This window comes from Caballeronia ptereochthonis, from assembly GCF_001545075.1.
Taxonomy (GTDB): Bacteria; Pseudomonadota; Gammaproteobacteria; order Burkholderiales; family Burkholderiaceae; genus Caballeronia; species Caballeronia ptereochthonis.
In genome coordinates, this window is record NZ_FCOB02000014.1 from 106,218 (window position 1) to 126,435 (window position 20,218).

At 62.8% G+C, this 20,218-nt stretch carries 13 protein-coding genes; 9 read left to right on the top strand and 4 right to left on the bottom strand.

The window, feature by feature from the left end; genetic code table 11:
- The 4 genes from AWB83_RS16495 to AWB83_RS16510 all read left to right on the top strand — a co-directional run bounded on the left by AWB83_RS16495 (position 1) and on the right by AWB83_RS16510 (position 7,292).
- Positions 1-714: an ABC transporter ATP-binding protein gene (locus AWB83_RS16495; protein ID WP_087046630.1), complete on the top strand. Its 714-nt coding sequence runs from the start codon at positions 1-3 to the stop codon at positions 712-714.
- Between the two features lie 124 nt (positions 715-838).
- Positions 839-3,013, top strand: a complete 2,175-nt coding sequence (locus AWB83_RS16500; RefSeq protein WP_087046631.1) for a glycosyltransferase — start codon at positions 839-841, stop codon at positions 3,011-3,013.
- Positions 3,014-3,059: 46 nt separating this feature from the next.
- On the top strand, positions 3,060-5,093 hold the full coding sequence (locus AWB83_RS16505; protein WP_087046632.1) for a methyltransferase domain-containing protein: 2,034 nt from the start codon (positions 3,060-3,062) through the stop codon (positions 5,091-5,093).
- A 78-nt stretch (positions 5,094-5,171) separates the two neighbouring features.
- A complete protein-coding gene (locus AWB83_RS16510; RefSeq protein WP_244197767.1) occupies positions 5,172-7,292 on the top strand; it encodes a glycosyltransferase in 2,121 nt (706 codons plus the stop codon).
- A gap of 59 nt (positions 7,293-7,351) precedes the next feature.
- Here the strand turns inward: AWB83_RS16510 and AWB83_RS16515 are convergent, their stop codons facing one another.
- Both AWB83_RS16515 and AWB83_RS16520 read right to left on the bottom strand, forming a co-directional pair.
- Positions 7,352-9,040, bottom strand: coding sequence for an AAA family ATPase (locus AWB83_RS16515; RefSeq protein WP_143750062.1), 1,689 nt, complete (start codon positions 9,038-9,040; stop codon positions 7,352-7,354).
- Between the two features lie 119 nt (positions 9,041-9,159).
- On the bottom strand, positions 9,160-11,358 hold the full coding sequence (locus AWB83_RS16520; RefSeq protein ID WP_087046635.1) for a glycosyltransferase: 2,199 nt from the start codon (positions 11,356-11,358) through the stop codon (positions 9,160-9,162).
- A 422-nt stretch (positions 11,359-11,780) separates the two neighbouring features.
- Here AWB83_RS16520 and AWB83_RS16525 point away from each other — a divergent pair, with 422 nt between their 5' ends.
- Both AWB83_RS16525 and AWB83_RS16530 read left to right on the top strand, forming a co-directional pair.
- Complete coding sequence (locus AWB83_RS16525) at positions 11,781-12,569, top strand: class I SAM-dependent methyltransferase (protein WP_143750063.1); 789 nt, start codon at positions 11,781-11,783, stop codon at positions 12,567-12,569.
- 613 nt (positions 12,570-13,182) lie between these two features.
- Positions 13,183-14,367 carry a hypothetical protein gene (locus tag AWB83_RS16530; protein ID WP_143750064.1) on the top strand — a complete coding sequence of 395 codons (1,185 nt, stop codon included), beginning with the start codon at positions 13,183-13,185 and terminating at the stop codon, positions 14,365-14,367.
- A 526-nt stretch (positions 14,368-14,893) separates the two neighbouring features.
- Here the strand turns inward: AWB83_RS16530 and AWB83_RS16535 are convergent.
- Positions 14,894-15,256, bottom strand: coding sequence for a DMT family transporter (locus AWB83_RS16535; protein ID WP_087046638.1), 363 nt, complete (start codon positions 15,254-15,256; stop codon positions 14,894-14,896).
- An 18-nt stretch (positions 15,257-15,274) separates the two neighbouring features.
- The gene (locus tag AWB83_RS16540; protein WP_087046639.1) at positions 15,275-16,696 is read right to left on the bottom strand and encodes a UbiA family prenyltransferase; all 1,422 of its coding nucleotides are present in this window, start codon (positions 16,694-16,696) and stop codon (positions 15,275-15,277) included.
- 401 nt (positions 16,697-17,097) lie between these two features.
- Between AWB83_RS16540 and AWB83_RS16545 the strand changes: the two genes are divergently transcribed.
- From AWB83_RS16545 to AWB83_RS16555, 3 genes are all read left to right on the top strand, one after another.
- Entirely contained in the window at positions 17,098-17,961 is an 864-nt protein-coding gene (locus AWB83_RS16545) for a glycosyltransferase family 2 protein (protein ID WP_087046640.1), read from the top strand.
- Positions 17,958-18,947, top strand: a complete 990-nt coding sequence (locus tag AWB83_RS16550) for a UDP-glucose 4-epimerase family protein (RefSeq protein ID WP_087046641.1) — start codon at positions 17,958-17,960, stop codon at positions 18,945-18,947. The genes AWB83_RS16545 and AWB83_RS16550 overlap by 4 nt, the downstream gene beginning before the upstream one ends.
- Before the next feature lie 236 nt (positions 18,948-19,183).
- On the top strand, positions 19,184-20,209 hold the full coding sequence (locus AWB83_RS16555) for an MraY family glycosyltransferase (RefSeq protein WP_087046642.1): 1,026 nt from the start codon (positions 19,184-19,186) through the stop codon (positions 20,207-20,209).
- Positions 20,210-20,218 lie beyond the last annotated feature (9 nt).

Consider the following 20,218-nt stretch of genomic DNA (forward strand, 5'->3'; position numbering starts at 1 on the left):
ATGGCATTTCTCAAACTCGAAAACTGCAGCCTGAACCTGCCGGTGTACGGTGCCGGCAACCGGTCGCTGAAACAGATGATGCTCTCGGCCGCGACCGGAGGCCGGATCGCCGCCGACAGCCGCAAGCTGACGGTCGTCGAAGCACTGCGCGACGTGAGCCTGGAAGTGACCGCGGGAGACCGCGTGGGCCTGGTGGGTCATAACGGCGCCGGCAAGACGACGCTCCTGCGTCTGCTCGCGGGCATCTACGAGCCCAGCGCGGGCTCGTTTCGCTCGCAAGGGCGCGTGACGAGCCTGCTCGATCTGACGCTCGGGCTCGACTACGAAGCCACGGGCTACGAGAACATCGTCCTGCGCGGGCTGATTCTCGGCGCATCGAAAGCAGACATGGCGCGGCTCACGCCGTCGATCGCCGAGTTTTCGGAGCTTGGCGACTACCTGAACATGCCGGTGCGCACGTACTCGAGCGGTATGGTGCTGCGTCTCGCCTTCGCGATCGTCACGAGCGTGCACGCCGACATCCTGCTCATGGACGAATGGCTCTCCGTCGGCGATGCGGGCTTCGTCAAGAAGGCCGAGGCGCACATGCAGGCGTTCGTCGGCAAGGCGGACATTCTCGTGCTCGCGTCGCACAACGCGAAGATCATCGAGGATCTTTGCAATGTGATCGTCGAACTGGAGCATGGCACGGTGAAGGACGTGCGTCGCGTTTGAGCGGGGCGCACGCTCGAGGCGGCGAGGGCCGCGGGACCGGCGAACCGTCATCCGGCGCGGCATGGCGGGCATCCCGTTCGGCCTCCCTATCCATGGCAAACCTCAGTCGAATAACGAGTAGCCTATGCCGGGTCTGACCGTTTTCGTGACGCGCGAGCTGTTTCCTTTCACGCCGGGCGGCATCGGCCGCGTGCTGGCGAACATGCTCGACGCCGCCCGTTCCTCGGGCGGCGGCACGCAGGGCACGGCAGTCGTGTTCCTCGGCAGGGCGATCGACGCGGCGCGCTTCGCCGCGCGCTTCCCGGGCGTGCTGCTCGTCGATGCGTCGCCTTCGACGTACCTGGAGCGCGACGAAGGGTTTCGCTATCCGCCGGCCGATCAATACACGACGCACGCGGTGCATGCGGACTCCGTCCGCGCGATGCAGGCGCTGAAGCGCCTCGAACGCGAGCACGGTCCGCTGCGTTACGTGGAGTTTCCCGACTGGGGCGCGGTCGCGTTCGCCTCCTTGCAGGAAAAGCGGCTCGGGCTCGCGTTCGAAAGCGCGACGATGGCCGTGCGTCTGCATACCTCGGACAGCATGCTGAGCGCGACGGAATCGAAGCCGGTCGATCGCGCGTTGCTCGCGCTCTACGACCTCGAACGCAAGGCGCTTGCCGATTGCGACCTCGTGATCGGTCAGGTGAGCGCCACCGCACAGGCGATGCAGACGTTCTTCGATTTCCACGATGACGAATGGCTGCATCGCCTGATGATCGATGCGCCGCCCGTCGTGCTCGATCACGGCGCGTCTGCGCCGTCTTCGATCATGCCGGATGCGGACACGCCGATCGTGTTTTCATCGAAGATCCAGCGCATCAAGCGGCCCGACGTCTTCGTTCGCGGATGCAGTGACTTCCTGCGCAAGCACCCCGAGTATCGCGGCACCGTGCATCTGATGGCGATGGCGCCCGACTCCGTCTATCGCGACGAGATCGCGCGCCTCGTGCCGGCCGATCTGGCGCATCGCTTCGTGTTCCAGGGCGACGCGGGCAGCGAGGCGCGGCACGAGCTGATCCGTCGGTCGGTCTGCGTCTTTCCGAATACGTTCGAGTCGTTTTGCCTCGCCGCCTACGAAGCATCCCTGTCCGGGGCGCTGTGCGTCGTGAATCGGGACAACCCGGCGTTCGCCGATGCTTCGCCGTGGGTCGACGGCGAGAACTGCATCAAGTTCGACGGCACGCCCGCCGATCTTTCGCGTGGACTGACCCGCGCGTTCGCGACCGGCTCGGCGTTGAACGTCGCGCGCGCGCCGGCGCATGCGCAGCCGTGGGAGGCGATCGCGCCACGCGAGATCGAATCGACGTCGGCGGGCGCGGCAGCACCGCTCGTCAGCGTTCTCGTGCCGCATCACAATCTCGGCGCCTATCTCGAGGACACCGTCAGAAGCGCGCTGGCCTCGGACTACGCGAATCTCGAAGTCGTCGTGGTCGACGACGCGTCGACCGACGCGGCGAGCATCGAGGTCGTCGAGCGTCTCGCGGCGAGCGGCGACCCGCGTGTTCGCGTCGTTCGCTCGCCGCAGAATCTCGGTCTTGCGGCGACCCGGAACGTCGCGCTCGCGCATGCCCGAGGCACGCATGCGCTCACGCTCGACGCCGACGATCTGATCGACCCGCGCTTCATATCGATCGCGGTGAAGGGGCTGGAGCGCAATCCCGAGGTGTCGTTCGTCGTCCCGCAGACCGCCTATTTCGACGACGCGCCCAGGATCGATCCGGCACGGGCGCCCTGGCCGCAATGCATGACCTTCGTCGGCGAGGCGCGCGCATCCGGACTGCTGCAGAACCGCTTCTCCACCGCGACGATCATGGGGCGCGTCGACGCCTTTCGCAGCCTGGGCTACGACGAGTCCCTGAGCGCGTACGAAGACTGGGACATGTACATGCGCGCAGTCATGGCGCGCGGGCGGTTCATCGTCACCAATGCCGTGCACTTCCACTATCGAAGGCGCGCCGGCTCGATGATTCACAGCGAGGCGGCGCTGCGCCGCATCGGCCTGTACTACCACGACATCGTGCGCCGCAAGGCAATCAGGATCGGCCTGAACACCTTGCCGATGTATGTCGTCGAGGGAGCGGGCGGAGGGGAGTCGGTGGAGCGTTTGCGCGCGCAACTGGCCGCCTACGAGAACAGTACGGTCGTGAAGGCCGCGCTGCGCGTGCGCGCGCTCGTGAGCCGGTTGCCCAAACCCGTGCAGCTGAGCCTGAGACGCGTGGCCGGTTTCGTGCGGAAGGCACGCGCCGCGCGTCGTGGATAATGCTTCCCGGCGAGTCCCCCGAGGGCCGGAAATATCAGGATATCGTATGACACCCACAAACCAGGACTACTGGCAGAGCCAATCCGGCGCGGAGTATCGGCAGCAGCAGCAATGGCGTGCCGCCGAGGGCAACCAGAACTATCGCGAACAGGAAGCGTGGATCGTCGCGCATCTGCGGCGAGCGAGCGAGCGGCTGGGCAGGCCCGTGAAGGTTCTCGATTTCGGATGCGGCTTCGGAAGGATGGCGCACGTGCTCGCGCAATGTCCGTTCGTCGAGTATTACGGATACGACTTCTCCGCGCCGATGGTCCAGCCGCTCGTGGACGCGCCGCCGGCGGAGCTCGAGCCGGTCAATGAACGCGTGCGCGTCGCGAAGAGCGCGCCCGAGGCGTTTCCGGGGCGGCGCTTCGATGTCGTCTTCACCGTGTCCGTGCTGATCCACAACTCGCGCGACGACGCGAGCCGGCTGCTGCGCGACATGATCTCGATGCTCGATCAGGAAGGCCATCTGCTGCTGGTCGAGAACCAGCTGGTTCCCTTCGATGTGAAGGAGAACAACTGGCATGCGGGCTGCTGGGTTCACGATTACGCGGGCGACCTGACCCGCGATTTCGACGTGGAAATCGTCCACGGCCAGATTCCGAATCACGACGTGTATATCGTCCGGCCGGCGCGCGACGCGCAGCGGACGCTCCTGCTGATCGACGGCGACGCCGCGCCGCGCCCACTCACCGAAGACGACCGCTTGCGCCTCGGCATGCCCAGGCTGCAGACGGCTTTGCAGGGACTCGAGGGCGAGCTGGAGCATCGCGGGCTCGCGCAGGCGGAGGGCCGCCTGCACGACCTGGCCGAGGAGAACGCGGCTCTCGCCAGAAAGGTCGAGGCGTTGCAGCGTACCGTGGAGGAGCAGCAGCGCGCCATGGAGTCGCTCAAAAGCGTCCAGGAGTTGCGCAAGCGGCTTTATCAGACGATGGCGCAGGCGCACCAGGAATCCCAGCCGCTACACGTGGTTCCCGAGGCAAGCGACGACTCGGGCAAAGTGAGCTTCGCGCGCGCCTTTCCTCCGGAGCGCACGTTCGAGTGGCAGGCGACGCGCGATACGATGTACGCCAATGCCGATGAGCGCTTCGGAACGGTCTGTCATATCTTTCATCACGACTGGGTGGGCATGCGCTCGGCCGTGGGCGCGCTGCCCGGCTGGAAGCTCTCGATTCCGTCGGCGAACGGCATGCCGGTCCGGGACATCGAGGTCGTCATCGGGCTGATGCAGGAGCACGGCGTCAGGAAGCTCGTCATGCACGGCATCTCCGATCCGATGTACGCGCTCTCGCGCTCGCTCACGCGTGCCGGATACGACCAGCAGTATCTGGTCTGGCACGGCACCACGACGCAATGGGTGTGGGACGACGAGCGACGCTTCGCGCAACGGGCCATCCAGATGGCGCGCGAGGGCAAGATCCGGCGCTTCAGCGCGATCCGGCGCGGGCTCGGGCCGATCGTCGGCGAGCGCAATTTCGCGCCGCAGCTCGTGAACATGCCACCGCTCATCGCCGATGGCGCGGTGGCGCATCGCTCGCATCGCAGCGACAGATGCAGCGCGCTCGCGCCTTCGTGGAACGACCTGCGCAAGAATCTCGCGACCAATGTGCTGGCCGCGCAGACCGTCGACTGCGTCGACGACATCTACGTCGTGGCGAAGAACTTCGACCTGCCGAAGTGGCTCGCGCCCAAGGTGCGCAAGGTGCCTTACCGCGATCACACGAGCATGCTCGAAATGATGGCGACGATGGATATCGTCCTGAACGTGACGACCATCGACTGCCATCCGATGGTGGACCTCGAAGCGATGTCGGTGGGCACGCCCTGCGTGCGTGGCCCGCTCTTTCTCGACGGGCTGGAGGATCACGCGTATGTGCGCGCCACGGCGGTCGACAATCCGATGAGCGTGGAGGACGTGAGCCGCTGCATCGACAGGCTGCTCGGCATCGAGGCGCAGGAGCTGCAAGGCATGATGAACGACTACAAGCGCGCCTTGCTTGAGCTGTCGCGCCAGCGGTACATGGAATTTCTCGAGATTTGAAGGCGGCCAATGAGAGTATTTGTCACGACAGAACTGTTCCCTTTCACGCACGGTGGCATTGGCCGATCGATCGCGAACATGCTTTCGGTGTCGAGCGAGGAAGAGCTGGCGCGCACCGCGGTCGTCTGGGTGGGCGACGAACTCGATGCCGCGCGCTTCTCGATGGTCTACCCGAAGGTCAGACTGGTCGTCGCGTCGCGCGAGGCTTATCGGCTCGCCGATGAGGAAGGCATCAGCTATCCGCCCGAATGGGCCTTCACGGATACGGAATGGCACTGGTACTCGGTTCGCGCGATGCAGGGCCTGCTGGGTCTCGCGGCGGAAAGCAGGCTCGATTACGTGGAGTTCCAGGACTGGGGCGGTCTCGGCTTCGCATCGATCCAGGAGAAGCTGCTGGGCCGCGCGTTCGCCGATACCGTGCTCGCGGTGCGGCTGCATACCGCGGACAGCCTGCTCGCCGACGTCGACAGCCGCCCGGTCGACAAGCGCGCACTGGCCGTCTACGACCTCGAGCGCAAGGCGCTCGCCGATTGCGATCGGATCGTCGCGCAACTGCCCGAAGTGGCGCGCGCGGTGCAGACCTTCTTCGCATTCTCCGATGACGACTGGAACGCCCGCGTCGTGCTGCACGCGTCGCCGGTCGTGCTGGATATCGGTCCGGTCGCCGAGCGGCCCATCAAGCCGTCGGCCGATGTGAACATCGTGTTCTCGTCGAAGATCCAGCATCTGAAGCGTCCGGAGGTCTTCGTGCGCGGATGCTGTGGCTTCCTTCGTTCGAATCCGGACTATCGCGGCGCGATCGTCTTCGCGGCCCATGCTTCCGATGAGCAGTATCAGCAGCGCATCGAGCGCATGGTCCCGGCGGATCTGCGAGACCGCTTCAGGTTCCTGGACAAGCTGAGCGCAACCGAGCGGCATAGTGTCGTGTCGCGTTCGGTCTGCGTATTCACCTCGCCGTTCGAGTCGTTCTGCCTGGCCGCCTATGAGGCGTCGATGTCCGGCGCGATCTGCGTGCTGAACGGGACGAATCCCGCTTTCGGCGACCATTCGCCCTGGATCGACGACGTCAACTGCGTCAAGTTCGACGGCGGCGCGCCGGGGCTCGCGGCGGCGCTCGCGCGGGCGGTGGGCGGCGGGGTGCGCGATGTGGTGCGCGTTCCGCAGACACCGGCGCCGTGGACGCTTCCCGCAAGGCCGCGCGTCGATGCTCCGGCCGCGGGCTCGATGCCGCTCGTGTCGGTGGTGGTGCCGCATTTCAACCTGGGCCATTACCTGGTCCGGACGATCGACTCCGTGCTCGCGTCGACGTACCCGAACGTGGAGATCGTCGTCGTCGACGACTGCTCGACCGACCGGTTCAGTCAGCTCGCGATCGAGCGGCTGGAGGGCGTGCACGAGCGGCTGCGCATCGTGCGCAACGAGATGAATCTCGGCCTGGCCGCCACGCGTAACGTTGCCTTGTCCCATGTGCGCGGCGAGTATGTGCTCACGCTGGACGCCGACGATCTCATCAGCCCCGGCTTCGTCGAGATGGCGGTAGGCGCATTGAATGCGCGGCCTGGCTACGATTTCGTGATACCGCAGACCGGCTTCTTCTTCGACACCGAAGAAGGGCAGATCGGCCGGCAGGTGGCGTTCGCCGACTATGCGGTGTTCTACGGCGAGGCCGCGGCGGTGGGCATGTATGAGAACCGCTTCTCCACGGCCACTTGTCTCGCGCGTACGCGCGTCTTGCGCGAGCTCGGATACCGCGAGGAACTCGAGGCCTACGAAGACTGGGACATGTACATGCGCGCGACGGCGGCGGGCAAGCGCTTCATCGTCACGAACGGCATTCACTTCTTCTACCGGCGCCGCCAGGAATCGATGTTCCATACGCCGGAGCGCGCGGCGCGTCATCGGTCGCTTTATCACGACTTGCTGCGCAAGAAGGAGCTGCGCACGGGCGTGTTGCGGATGCCGCTGTATGTGGTGGAGAGTGGGACGGCGGGGAGTGGGGGCAGGGCTTCGACGCCCGAGGAACTCGCGTCCGCGCAGGCGCGTCTGGAGCAGCTGGAGCGAAGTCGCGCTGTGTTCATCGCGCTGCGGCTCACCGATTGGTCTCGAAGGACCGTGCCCTGGGCGTTTCCGCTGTTGCGCAAAGGCGCGCGCGTGGCTCGCGCGATTCGCAGACGCGTGAAGTCCCGATTGGCTGCGTAAGGCACGTTTCGACGCCGGCGCGGAAGGACGAAGCCTTCCGCGCGTCGCTGAATCTACGGCTACGAATGTCGTCCGAGGCGGCGCAGGCCATTCCACGCCGCGGACCAGTCGCCTCGAAGCACACGCGCTCCAAAGCGAAGCGGCTTGGTCCATCGCCATGTGCGCGAGTGGGTGATCTGATCGGACAAGGCCTGTGCGCGATTGGCGCGTTGCGTGAGTTCTTCGATGCTTGCCACTTGCTGCGTCAGAGCGGTCACGCGACGCTGCTCGGCTTCGAGTGTTGACGTCAACGTGCGTGTCTGCGCGTAGTAGCGCGAGACTTCGTCCCGTGCTTCGTCCAGGTGCTGCCGTTCGGTTCGAACCTTGGATCCGAGATCGGTCACCTTAGCGGTCAGGGCGAAAATCTGCCCGCGCGAGCGTTCGGCTTCGGCGGAAAGCTCATCGACGCGAACCTTCTCCGTTTGCAATGCCTGTTCGAAGCGCTCCCGTTCCTCTTGCATGGTCTGTTGCGTGTTCTGAAGCTCGGCATTGAGCTCGTCGGCGCGACGGTGCTCGGATTGGCCGAACGTATCCAGCTCCGCGACGCGCGACGTCAGCGTCGCGATATGCTGGTGGCTCCATTGCGCCTGCTCCTGCCACTGGCGCATGCGATTGCCCTTGAACCGCCAGTGACTGGATTGCGGGACCTCGGGCAGCGGCAAGTCGAAACTACGCTGGAAGCTGGGCGCGTCCTTCATGACGGAACGCAGCTTTTCGAGCCACGCCCCGCGGCGCTCCAGATTCGTGCTGTGATCGACGAGTTTCGGCTCGCGAATGAACGAATCGAAATCCTGATCGACCTGCAGGGCGGCGCGCTTCTGCTGGTAGAAGAGATTGCTGCCTCGCAGCCAGCACGGGATGCCGGCCAGCTGCAGCCAAAGCGCGACGTGATAGGAACACGAGTAGGCGATCTCGCCCACGACGGGTTCAGACAATGCGGGCCAGCTCTGATAGGCCAACTGAGCGAGCTCGAGTGTCCGGTAATCGTTGAACGGAAATGCCCGCTCCAGCTCCTTGATCGATTCCCGGGAGTCGAAGACTTCGAGACGGCGGTCGGAATAGGCCTGGAGCAAGGTCAGCGGCGCACCCGGCCCGAGGCGGCTCTGCAGCGTCTGCAACTCGCGCGGGATGCCGGTGCGGTCGGGCGCATTGGCCGTATAGCCCGAAACGTTGAGATGCACGAAGAGCCCAGGCCCGCGCCGTAGCGGAAGATTGGCCGTCAGCGTGTGCAAGGCTTCCGTGGCGTCGTCGAACGAGAAGGAGGGCTCATACCCCGCCTCGGTCAGCCACTTGCGGGAAAGCTCGTCGCGGACGCCGAAGAGGGAAGGCCGATAAGTCCTGATGTGGTCCACCACGCGTTTTTCGAACGGTGTCGTGACCTGTTCACCCGACGCGACATACACGCTCGGCTGAAGCACCTGCAAAAGGTGCTCGGTTACACCGAGGACGAAATCGCCCCACTTGTCGTTGAGAAAGCCGCCGCCGTACAGATGCATGGCGCCGACGTTGCGGATGGTGCGCACCGGTTGCAGTCCGACTCCGCTGTCGGCGAGATCGAGCGGCGCAGGCGAGACGAAGAGCACTCCGTCCGCCTTATAGGCCTGCCGGACGAACTCCGGAAAGCCGCTGTCGCCCATCGCGTCGACGGTCATCACGATGATGCAGCGATACCGCCCCATCTCCTGGTGAAAGGAGATGGAATTCATCATCTGTGCAATGTCGCCGAAATTTCCGTAGCCAAAATCGCTGCCTAGCAATATGACTTTTTCATCGATATTCTCTAGCGCGGAGATGCTGACTTCGTCGGCGTAGCAGAAAAAGGATTGCATTAAGGATTCGCGTTTAGAACCGGCTCTTCCTTGACTTGAACCGGTGTGTTGGTGATTCCGAAAACTGCCGCAATGCGCGACGAGAAAGCCGCGTAACTGTGGCGACGGTCGACCAGTTCCTTTGCCGACGTCGCCAGATGGCGCGTCGCGTCCCAGTCGTCGTACAGATCGCGGATCGCAAGGGCGTATCGGTCGATCAGTTTCTCGTCATCGGGCGTGTCCGCGATCAGGAAACCTGTCTTCCCGGAGATGACGAGCTCTCCGATGCCGCCAACGTCGGGCGCAACAACCGGAAGTCGGGCCGCCATCGCTTCTAGCAGGACATTGGGCAAGCCGTCGAGTTCGCTCGTGTAAATGAACGCGTCGTAGTTCTCCAGCGGAAGCGAATCGAAGCTTTCGAACGGGCCGAGGTAGCTCAGGTTCCCCGTGTCGAACAGAACGCGAGGATCGTAGCCTTCTTCGGCGCTACCGTAAGCGTCGATCTCGACGTCCGGAAAGATCGTTTTCAGTTTCCGGGCAAGCCGCGCGAGGAGTTCGGGCCTCTTGTGGCCGCACACGCGCGACGCCCACAGCAGACGCTTGCGCGGCTCCGTCGCGAAACTGCTCGGGCGCGGACTGTTCGCGTGGGCGTACACCACGTGATATCGCTCGTGCGCAAGTCCGATGCGTTCCTTATCACGGCGCGCGATGCTGGCGCAATCGCAGATCACTTTCGACAGGCGGGGCAGGTCGCGACGAAGCAGCCTCAGTGTGGACCAGTAGGTAAGCTTATGATTTTCCCAAACGTACTGGCCGTCCGAAAAGCGATAGTACACGCCCTGGAAGTGTGTGAGCAAAACGGAGCCATACGTATCGAGAAGGCGATGAGCGAACACGCTGCTCTTGATATGGAGCCTCGTACCCGGACTCGTCGTGGCGAGCAGCAATCGCGCGACGAGCTTGTCGCGCGCCTCGTCGTTCAATGTCGGGAATGCGTTGACGACGTCGAGCAGGACGGAGCGCCGCGGCAGGCGATTCGACCAGCCATGTGCCTGCGCCGGTTCGCCGCATAGCACCAGAAAGCGGCTTTCCGGCTGCGCGTCGGCGAGCTCCTGCAGGACTTGCAGGATATATTTCTCGCCGCCGCCCGGATTCAGCCAGGGCAGCAGAACGACATCCGTGAAAGCCGCGTCGCCGACGATCTCGAAAGCCTCAGCGAGTGCAAAACCCCAGTGATCGCTGTGGTATGGCACCGCGATGTGGCTGTGCGAACCCTCGATCCGCGCCAGATCGACCTCCGGATCGATCAGGTTGGCGCGCAGCAAATCGGCGCGCAATTGCGGCGAGCTCATGACCTCCTGTATCGCACTGGATCGGTGAATGTCGTGACGCATTTGTACAAACGACTGCCAGTCGCCTATCCGGCTCCTTTCGCGCGCCAGTTCTTCCGCGTACCACTTCGGTTCGAAAAGAGGGGTGTGCGGAATCAGTTTGGCGGACAGGCCGTTCGCCTGCCGCAACAGGCTCTGTGGCCGCTGTCGGTAATACATTGCCGTATCCGGCGCCACCAGGAACTGGAAGCCCTCTCGACGCAACCGGGTCACGAACTCCCAGTCCTCGTATGCAAATCCCTCGGTCAGGCGCAGGTCGATATATCGCAGCTTCGAAAATACGGACCGCTTGATGAATATCCGGGAAACGAACGGATGATCCATCGCGAAATCGGCGACCGTCAGGTGGTCGCCATCGAAATATTTGGAGACGAAAAAAATTTCGCCGAACGCGACGAGATAATTGACGTAGGCAACGTAATCGCCCGGGCCTTTCGCCGAAACGAGTCTGTGAAGTTCCAGCATCGCATTGCTGGAGACCAGGTCGTCACCATCCGCAGTCCAGATATATTCGCCGCTCGCGTGATCGATGCCGGCATTGCGCGCAAGCCCGAGAGAACCGACGTCGGTATGAACCACCTTGTGTTTGGCGAAACCCTCAATGCTAGATTCCGTGAATACCTTGATGGTGCTCTCATCGGAACGATCGAACACGGCAATGAGTTCACATTTCAGTCCGCCCGCGCGCGCGGTTTGGGCGCAAGCATTCAGCGACGCTAGTGTGGCCTTAATAAAAGGTCCTTCCCTGTGCATATTCAACACCACAGAGACATCTATATTCGGCTTGACGCTGGTAGACATGTTCATTTGTTGGTTGGGCACTTCCATGCGCTGTGACGGCGCGGTTCGTATGGCCGCGGGATTGAGGCAGCGATTATTTCTGGCTCGCGTTGTGGCCACAATGAAGCGATCCTGGCTGAGCCACCTCCACAATGATGCTGTCAGCCAACATAACAATTGTCCGGGCCGGAACGCCGGCACAGATTATACGCGTAACGTTTGCGGGGCAATCGCGGTCGCGCGGAGACCCGGACGGCTTGCGTACTCGTTCGCGATGTGCAGGGGCTGGAGGGCTTGCCTGTTGTCTCGGGCAGGCACTCGCGAAGTGCCTCCACAAGTTTGAATATGCCTGACGGATTGCGCTCGTCGAGCCCTGATTGGGCGGCAAGTATGCAAGAATGTGCCGTGCTGCGGGGTAGAGCGAGACCACGAGATTCCAATCGGCTTTCTAACCAGATGAGGATGTATCGGTGGACAATATTTTTGCTCTATGGACTAGGGGTATCGAATCCGAGCGCGGATTCTGGACACGGTGGTTCGAGACAAAAGGCCTGGAATGGCCGGACGATTACACCGAACGTGTTCGGGCGCAGCGCGAACTCGACCCTTGGCTTCAAAAAATTCTGCGTGAGTCGGCGGTGGACGCACCGGTTTCGAACGGGAAGCCGAGGTTCCGGGTGCTGGATGTCGGTGCGGGGCCGTTATCCAAGATCGGCAATTTCATGCCGGATGCCGATCTCGAGGTCGTAGCAGCCGACCCACTCGCATTCATATACTCGGATCTCGTCGATCGGCACGGAATCAACCCAGGTGTGCGCACTCAATTCGCGCCGGCCGAAGATTTGTCAGTTTTTTTCACTCCGTCGTCTTTTGATCTCGTGCATTGTTCGAATGCTCTGGATCACTCGTTCGAACCGCTGCGCGGAATCATCGAGATGCTCCGCGTCGTCAAGGTCGGGGGCACGATCATTCTCGGGCACGCACGCAACGAGGCCGAGAATGAAAAGTATGAAGGTTTTCACCAGCATAATTTCGATGTCGACGACGGACGATTCATCATCTGGAACAAGAAGGAACGCGTCGTCGTCGAACACGAATTGCCAGTGGAGTTCGAAATTCAGAACACCATGAACAATCACTATGTGACGAACAGGATCGTCAAACGATCGGAATTCCGTGACAGGGACGATTGTCGTCGCCGTGATGAACGCCTTCGCAAAATATATGAACAAGTCATTCGGGCGATGTCTGACAGGTAAGGAGAAATCGAGCCGACGTATGTAAGCCGTATGCGCTTTATTTGCCGACGGCCCGTTCGCGTTTCAGCGAGCGGGCGGCGACTGCGCTCGGCGGGAATCGGGCCGACGCTTGTCTGAACCGTGCCGTCTTTTATTCTCCAGATAATACAGAATGGGTAATACGAAGTGCTCATTCGTGCAGCGTGCTTCTCCATCGCATTAGCGATAGTCGCCTGTTTATTCGCTAACTTGAATAAGTTTTGCTGGATCGAGCATATATATCCCCACATTCGCATGCCCAACCGCTACCGAGACATTGGAGGACCAGAGCTGGCGCGGCCGGAAACGATGCTCGGAGCCGTAATGTCGGAACCCGCCCCACGCATGCCGACCTACGTTAAGCCACGCGTTGCCTGAGCGCGACTCGCACGTGTGACGCTTGCGGCGTCACATGCAACGCCTGGCCGCAACCAGCTGACCGACGGCCTTATCGCGGTGCCCTAGCGCACGGAGCCGCGCGGAACCGAATGCTACGATTTTTTCGCAAGGGCGTGTTCGCGCCCGAGCCGCGCTTTGCCTTGTCGAAAAAACATACTTTGAAAAAAACCAGCCACAAGAATACGAGGGATTTCCGATGTCCAATCGATCCATATTGCACCGCTTCCGCGGGTGGCTTCTACTAGTTTTTATTTATTATCTGGCCGCTGCGGCTTCGTTTGGCGGCTTCATCCTCAAGTGGCAGTTGTCGGAAAACACGCCTTATACCCTGCCGATGATGCTGGACGGCGTGGCGGAACGCCCCTTCGTCTATCGACAACTATTACCGACTACCGCCAACGAGCTCGGGAAATTGATTCCCGAGCGGGCTCAAGCGGCTTTTCTCAAGAAGCTTGCCGAGGACCCGCCCGTGTCCAATCCGATTCATCGCTATTTTCCCAATGCGAGCGATTCTGCGAACCCCCACTATGCGTTGCGCTATTTCATCGTCTATGCGCTGACCTTCCTGTCGATGTTCGCGGCGATGTTCCTGCTTCGCGCAGTCTGCATCGAATTGCTGCACGACCGGGTGGCGGCCACGCTGACGCCGTTGGTCATCGCCTTGATACTCCCGCTCATTCAGACAGAAGGCGGCTACTTCTATGACATGCCAGAACTCATGTTCATGGCCTTGGGCATGTGGCTCGCTGCTCGAGGGCAGATGATTCGTCTCGCGCTCGTCACCCTCGTCGCGACGCTGAACAAGGAGTCGTATCTGCTGTTCGTTATGTCACTGGCACCCTTCATCATGATGCGCTACCCCTTGAAACGGGCAGCCACGGTGACAGGAGGATTGCTCGTGCTGGCGGGCGCGGTGAACTGGGTCATCAAGCACAAGTATGCGTTCAACAGCGGCAGCGTCATGGAGTATCAGCTGATGTCGCACGTCGAGTATCTGGTCAATCCTCGCAATTATCTTCGCATGGAGATGAACTACGGCGTACTGACCACGAAGGGCTTTCATGTGCTGAACGTGCTGCTGGCCATCCTGGTGTTCAAGACGGGCTGGCGCAGCCTGCCGAAGACAGCGCGCTATCACGCGTGGATTGCAGCCGTATTGACCGTGCCTCTCTTCATCGCTTTCTGTTATCGCGACGAACTGCGCAACCTGAGCCTCATGTGGATGACGTTCTCGCTCGTCATTTGCGCAACGATCTCGACTGCTCTGTCAGAAGCGTCTGGTCGCGACCGGAAGGAGTCACCGGTGAAGATCGCCGAGCGAGATCGCCCAGCGAGCGCGCCGCGAGCGGAGGCAGTGGCGGCGACGCAGTCGAGCCTCTGAAATCGCGCGGCGTGTGCGTTTGCCTTCAGCGTCCGCCGTCACCGGCGGACGTTGTCATTTGTTGGCCCGCAGGATCCGTGGAAGATCACAGCGACGATCATCAACGCCGACATACGCCCGCAGCAGTGAACGCCGGTTCTCGAGATTCGACTCTCCAGGCAAGCGACCTCGATCGCAACGCACCCGACCGGTAATCCGCATGCCCGTCTATCCCACGACTACGCTGCGGCTTGTGCGCCCGGGAAAATCGGCTTCCCGTTGATGCGGGCGCGCGCTCGAAGCATGATCGGCTATCACGCATAGCCACAACCGCACGCGCGATCGCGTATCACGACCGGACGTTCCGCACTGCCGTGCTCCGGCATTCAAGTTGATCGAGGATGCGTGGGAAACCTGGCGCTGCTCACCAGGCGCGAAAAGGACAAGGCCGCTCCCGAAGGGCTTTGCCCTCAAGAGCGGCGACTTGGAAGGATGATCGACCGGTTCGGCTCGAGCTCGCTGCACGTACATCAAACGCAATTGACGCTCAGGCGGTCGCCGGATTGGGAGCGTAAAGCAGCAGCACGCTCACGATGAGCAGTGTTGCGCCGGCGATCGTGCGCAGCGACGCGCCTTCCCCCAGCACGACGCCGAACAGCATGATCTCGAGAATCGTCACGGCGACCATGAGCGGGTAAGCGACGCTCAGCTCGACGCGCTTCAATGCGATCGCATACAGCAGGAATCCGGCACCATAGGCGCCGAGCGCGCCGAACCGGTAGAGCATCGGACGCGCAGCCAGGCCGAAGAGAAGCGCGCCGCTATCAGCGGGCAGCTTCCCGGCCAGGCGAAGGAGAATACTTGCGAGCGCGCTACAGGAACCACTTAGCAGAAGAGTGATGTATGGCATGACGGTGAAATTGCGGGATCAGACGGCGACGATGACCGTGGCGACGCACAGGAGAATGACGAGTAAGCTGAAGCGGTTCTTGATCGCGTACACGATCGGATCGTCGTGCATCTCACCGCGGAACGCGAGCATCCAGACCCTGCTTATCCAATACAGGAGCAGGCCGAAAAGCACCCACAACGCATGGGGATGGCGATAGAGAACCCGTACATCCGACGAGTTCAGATAAAGGGCGAGCACCAGTACGGCGACATACCCCGACGCCGTTCCGAACGAACGCAGGATGCCCAGATCATGCGTGACGTACCCGCGTCCCGAGGCAGCCATCTTGCCATTGCGCAGCAGCGCATCGAGTTCGGTATAGCGCTTGACCATCGCGAGGCTCAGAAAGATCATCACGGAGAACATGATGAGCCAGTCGGACAAGAGGATATCGGCGGCCGCGCCACCCGCAACGATGCGCGTCGTATAGAGCGCCGCGAGGGTAAAGACATCGACCAGCATGATGCGTTTGAGCTTGAACGAGTACGCGAGCGTGGCGACGAAATACGCGCACAGCACGATCTGGAATCGCACTTCCAGCTGCGAGGCCAGCAGCGCCGACGCGATGAGCAGCGCCACGGTGAGCCCCATTCCGTACGTGAGCGACAACTGCCCCGACGCAAACGGCCGCTTGCATTTCTTGGCATGGCGGCGGTCCGAATCCAGATCGAGCATATCGTTCAGGAGATAGACGGCCGACGCGCAGAAGCTGAAGGAAAAGAACGCGACGCCCTCGGCCAGCAGCGACGCCGGCTCGGTGAAACGGTGCGATGCGAGGAGCGGCACGAAAATCAGCAGGTTCTTCACCCACTGATAGACACGCATTTCCTTGATGGTGAGACGCAAAAGAGAACGCTTCTGTTCGAAGAACACGATGGTCTCGTTGACTTTCTCGGCCGCCGCCGCAATGTGGCGGTTGCCTACGACGATCGCCTGACGCGCTTGCTTCCAGACGGGCACATCGGCGCGTGCGTTGCCGCAATAATCGAACCCGTGGACGCCGAATTGCTGAGCGAGCGCACTGGCCTTGTTGCTGCCGCTCAGATTGCGCGCATCGTCACTTGCCAGCACGCCCTTGAAGAAGCCGAAATGACTGGCGATTTGATCCGCGAACTGCTGATTCGACGCCGTGCAAAGATAGAGGTCTCGTCCGTTCTCGCGTTGCTCGCGCAGATAATCCACGAAACCCGTGTTGTAGGGCAGCACGGAGACATCGATGGAGACGCGCTTCGCGATCTGTGCTTTGAGGTACGCTTTCCCCTGCAGCAGCCAAACGATGCAAAGGAGTATGTAGACCGGATTGTTCTTGACGAGCACGAGAAACGACTCGACGAGCAAATCCGTCGCCGTCAGGGTGCCATCGAGGTCGACGCACAAGGGAACGCTCATCTTAGCCATTTGGCACCACCCTCTCTTTATTCATTATGTATGCCGGCGCAAAGCGGTTCGGAAGCCGGATCGTTGGCATTGCAGGGTAACGTGGGACGTCGCCCGCTCTCTGTTCGAAACAGCACTTGCTGGCAAAATGATCGAAGAGGCGTGGATTTCCGAATACAAGGCCATAAAACGGAAAAATTTGCGCAATGGCCTTTTGACACACCCAAAATGGCACGCGCGTCCGCCTGCGCCGACAGTCTCTTCTTGTATTCATGGGAATCGAAACATGCCGGTGGCGTGCGCGCGCCAGCGGTCGACCGGGTGAGGTTGCCGAAAAGAGCGACATTGAGGAGAATCTCGGCATTTCCGAATCATCAGCGCAGTCCGTCTTCCTTTCGTGGCGCGGACACACTCTTTGTCCGATGAACGAGATCTCACCGCACCGCCAGACGGCGGATCAGCCGGAACACCCCGAACAACTGATTACGCTCAGCATTTCGATCGTCGTCTACCGGCCCGACGCCGCGCTGCTCGCCCGCACCGTCGAAACGCTCGATGCCGCGCTCGCGCAACTGCACGACGTTGCCGGGCGTGCGTGCCTGTATCTGATCGACAACGGCAATCCGGGCGAGCTCGCGGATCTGCCGGTGCCATCCGATGCCGATTTCGACACGGTCGTGATCAAGGGGCATGGCAACGTCGGCTACGGGCGCGGCCACAATCTCGCGATCGAGCGCGCCGCCAGCCGCTTCCATCTGATTCTCAATCCCGATGTCGAAATCAACGCCGACGGCCTGCGCCGCGCGCTCGCCTTCCTGCGCGACTCGCCGCAGACGGGCCTGCTCGCGCCCTGGATCGGCGGCGACGACGGCCGTCAGCAGTATCTCTGCCGGCGCTATCCGACCGTGTTCGACCTGTTCGTGCGCGGCTTCCTGCCGTCCGCGTTGCGCAAGCCGTTCGCGCCGCGCCTCGCGCGCTACGAGATGCGCGACGTCATCGGCGACAAGGATGTCGTGTGGGACCCGCCGATCGTGAGCGGCTGCTTCATGCTCTACAGGACGGACGTGCTCAAGTCGCTCGGCGGTTTCGATCCGCGCTATTTCCTCTACTTCGAGGACTACGACCTGAGCCTGCGCACGCGGGATATCGCCCGCATCGCCTATGTGCCGTCCGTGCGCATCCTGCATCACGGCGGCGGCGCGGCGAAGAAGGGCTCGGTGCACATCAAGCTTTTCGTCACGTCGGCGTGCAGGTTCTTCAACCGCTTCGGCTGGAAATGGCTATGAGCGCGTCGGACGGACGCATTGCGATGACTGGCGCGAACGGCTTCGTCGGCCGCGCGGTGAGCCGCGCCTTGCTCGCTCGCGGCATCGCGGCGACGGGTCTCGTGCGGCGCGGCTCGGCTTGCGAGCCGGGCGTCGATGCGCGCTACATCGACGGGCTCGATGCCATCGCCCCCGAAGCGTTCGAAGGCTGCGACGCCGTGATCCATCTCGCCGCGCGCGTGCACGTGATGCGCGATGCCGCCGCGCAGACGCAATCGGCGTCGCGGGCGCAGGCGGTGCTCGAAGCCTACCGGGAGACCAACGTCGACGGCGCGCTCGCCACCGCCGAGGCGGCGCGGCGCGCCGGCGTCACGCGCTTCGTCCTGATGAGCAGCATCAAGGCGCTCGGCGAGAGCGACCCGGGGCGTCCTTTCACCGAAGACGACGAACGGCGCCCGCCCGATGCCTACGGCGTCTCGAAGGCCGAAGCCGAGGTCCGGCTGCTCGAGTTCGGCAGCCGCACCGGAATGGAGGTCGTCGTCGTGCGACCGCCGCTCGTCTACGGTCCCGGCGTGCGCGCCAACTTTCTCGCGATGATGAACGCGATCGCGCGCGGCCTGCCGCTTCCGCTCGGCGCGATCGACGCGCGGCGCAGTCTCGTCAGCGTCGACAATCTGGCGAGCGCGGCGATCGAGTGCGCGCGCAATCCGGCCGCCGCCGGCCGCGTGTTTCATGTGACCGACGGCGAGGACCCGAGCGTCGCCGGGCTCGCGCGCAAGCTGGGCGAGCATCTCGGCAAGCCGGCGCGGCTCGTTTCCGTGCCGGCGGGCGTGTTGCGCGGCGCGGCGCGCCTGGCCGGCAAGACGGCGCAGATCGAGCGGCTGACGGGAAGTTTGCGCGTCGATTCCAGCCGCATCCGCGACACGCTCGGCTGGCGGGCGCCTCAATCGCTCGACCAGGGGCTGGCCGCCACGGCCGCCTGGTATCGCTCGACGCGCGGGCGCTAGGCGCCACGCAAATCGCCCGACTCCGCGCGGCTTGCGCGAAGAAATCCGCGCTGCGGCCGGGCGCCGGCGAGTATATATCCTGCAAGCTTGCCGCCCGCGCTGTCAGCCCGATTTTCATTATTTGTCAGACGTTTAAAAGTAAACCGGGCCAGCATTCGCGTATCCTTTAGGGTTTTGCCGAGCGAAAATCCGTCAGGACGACGGGCGCTCGTCGCTTCGACCACCGATACTCCAGCATGCCGTTTTCGTTTCTTGAAGCTTCGCCGCCGATTGCCGCGATCCTGGTTGCGGCATTGGCCTTTGTCGCGTGCGCGCTGATTCTTCAGACGCTTGTCCGCACCGGCCTCGCGTGGCGTCTCGCCACCGACATCCCCAACGAGCGCTCGCTCCACGAGCGGCCCACGCCGCGCGTCGGCGGCTGGGGCATCGTGCCGGTCGCGGTGATCGCACTGCTGGTCACGGCGCCGTCGATGTGGCTCGTCGCCGCCTGCGCGGTGTTTCTCGCCGCCGTCTCGCAGATCGACGACCGTCGCGGCCTGCCGGCGCGCGTGCGCTTCGCCGCGCATCTGGTGGCGGTCGCGGTCGTGATCGTCGCGCATCCGGCGGACGCGCCCTGGTGGGCGCTCGCCATCGTCGGCTTTCTGATGCTGTGGCTCGTCAATCTTTACAACTTCATGGACGGTTCGGACGGTCTCGCGGGCGGCATGGCGCTTTTCGGCTTCGGCGGCTATGCCCTGGCTGCGCTCGCCGGACCCGCGTCCGATCTGGCGCTGGGTCTCGCGAGCGCGGGAATCGCGGGCGCCGCCGCGGGCTTTCTGACCCTGAATTTCCATCCGGCACGGATTTTTCTTGGTGATGCCGGGTCTATTCCCTTGGGATTTCTCGCCGGCGCGTTCGGGTATTGGGGCTGGCAAACGGGCGTGTGGCCCGTGTGGTTTCCGGCATTGATTTTTTCGCCGTTCATCGGGGACGCGTCCGTGACGCTGCTGCGGCGTCTCGCGCGGGGCGAAAAATTCTGGCAGGCGCATCGGGAGCACTACTATCAACGCATGGTGCGCCTGGGAATGGGCCATGCGCGCACCGCACTCGTATGGTATTTGCTCATGCTGGCGGGCATAATCCTCGCCAACTGGGCGCTGCGGTTTTCCTTCATGGGTCAGTGGGGCGCAGTCGCGGGCTGGGCAGTCGTGGTTGTGGCAGCGGGCGCGGTGGTCGACGCGCGTTGGCGGCGTCATGAGGCGCGCCATTCTGAACAATCTTGAGGGTCCGTG

Bases quoted from the DNA above. Each gene is read 5' to 3' on its own strand.
- AWB83_RS16505 (WP_087046632.1), top strand. From the start codon at position 3,060: ATGACACCCACAAACCAGGACTACTGGCAGAGCCAATCCGGCGCGGAG.
- AWB83_RS16555 (WP_087046642.1), top strand. From the start codon at position 19,184: ATGCCGTTTTCGTTTCTTGAAGCTTCGCCGCCGATTGCCGCGATCCTG.
- AWB83_RS16535 (WP_087046638.1), bottom strand. From the start codon at position 15,256: ATGCCATACATCACTCTTCTGCTAAGTGGTTCCTGTAGCGCGCTCGCA.
- AWB83_RS16495 (WP_087046630.1), top strand. From the start codon at position 1: ATGGCATTTCTCAAACTCGAAAACTGCAGCCTGAACCTGCCGGTGTAC.
- AWB83_RS16500 (WP_087046631.1), top strand. From the start codon at position 839: ATGCCGGGTCTGACCGTTTTCGTGACGCGCGAGCTGTTTCCTTTCACG.
- AWB83_RS16520 (WP_087046635.1), bottom strand. From the start codon at position 11,358: ATGGAAGTGCCCAACCAACAAATGAACATGTCTACCAGCGTCAAGCCG.
- AWB83_RS16545 (WP_087046640.1), top strand. From the start codon at position 17,098: ATGAACGAGATCTCACCGCACCGCCAGACGGCGGATCAGCCGGAACAC.
- AWB83_RS16530 (WP_143750064.1), top strand. From the start codon at position 13,183: ATGTCCAATCGATCCATATTGCACCGCTTCCGCGGGTGGCTTCTACTA.
- AWB83_RS16515 (WP_143750062.1), bottom strand. From the start codon at position 9,040: ATGATGAATTCCATCTCCTTTCACCAGGAGATGGGGCGGTATCGCTGC.
- AWB83_RS16550 (WP_087046641.1), top strand. From the start codon at position 17,958: ATGAGCGCGTCGGACGGACGCATTGCGATGACTGGCGCGAACGGCTTC.
- AWB83_RS16510 (WP_244197767.1), top strand. From the start codon at position 5,172: ATGCTTTCGGTGTCGAGCGAGGAAGAGCTGGCGCGCACCGCGGTCGTC.
- AWB83_RS16540 (WP_087046639.1), bottom strand. From the start codon at position 16,696: ATGGCTAAGATGAGCGTTCCCTTGTGCGTCGACCTCGATGGCACCCTG.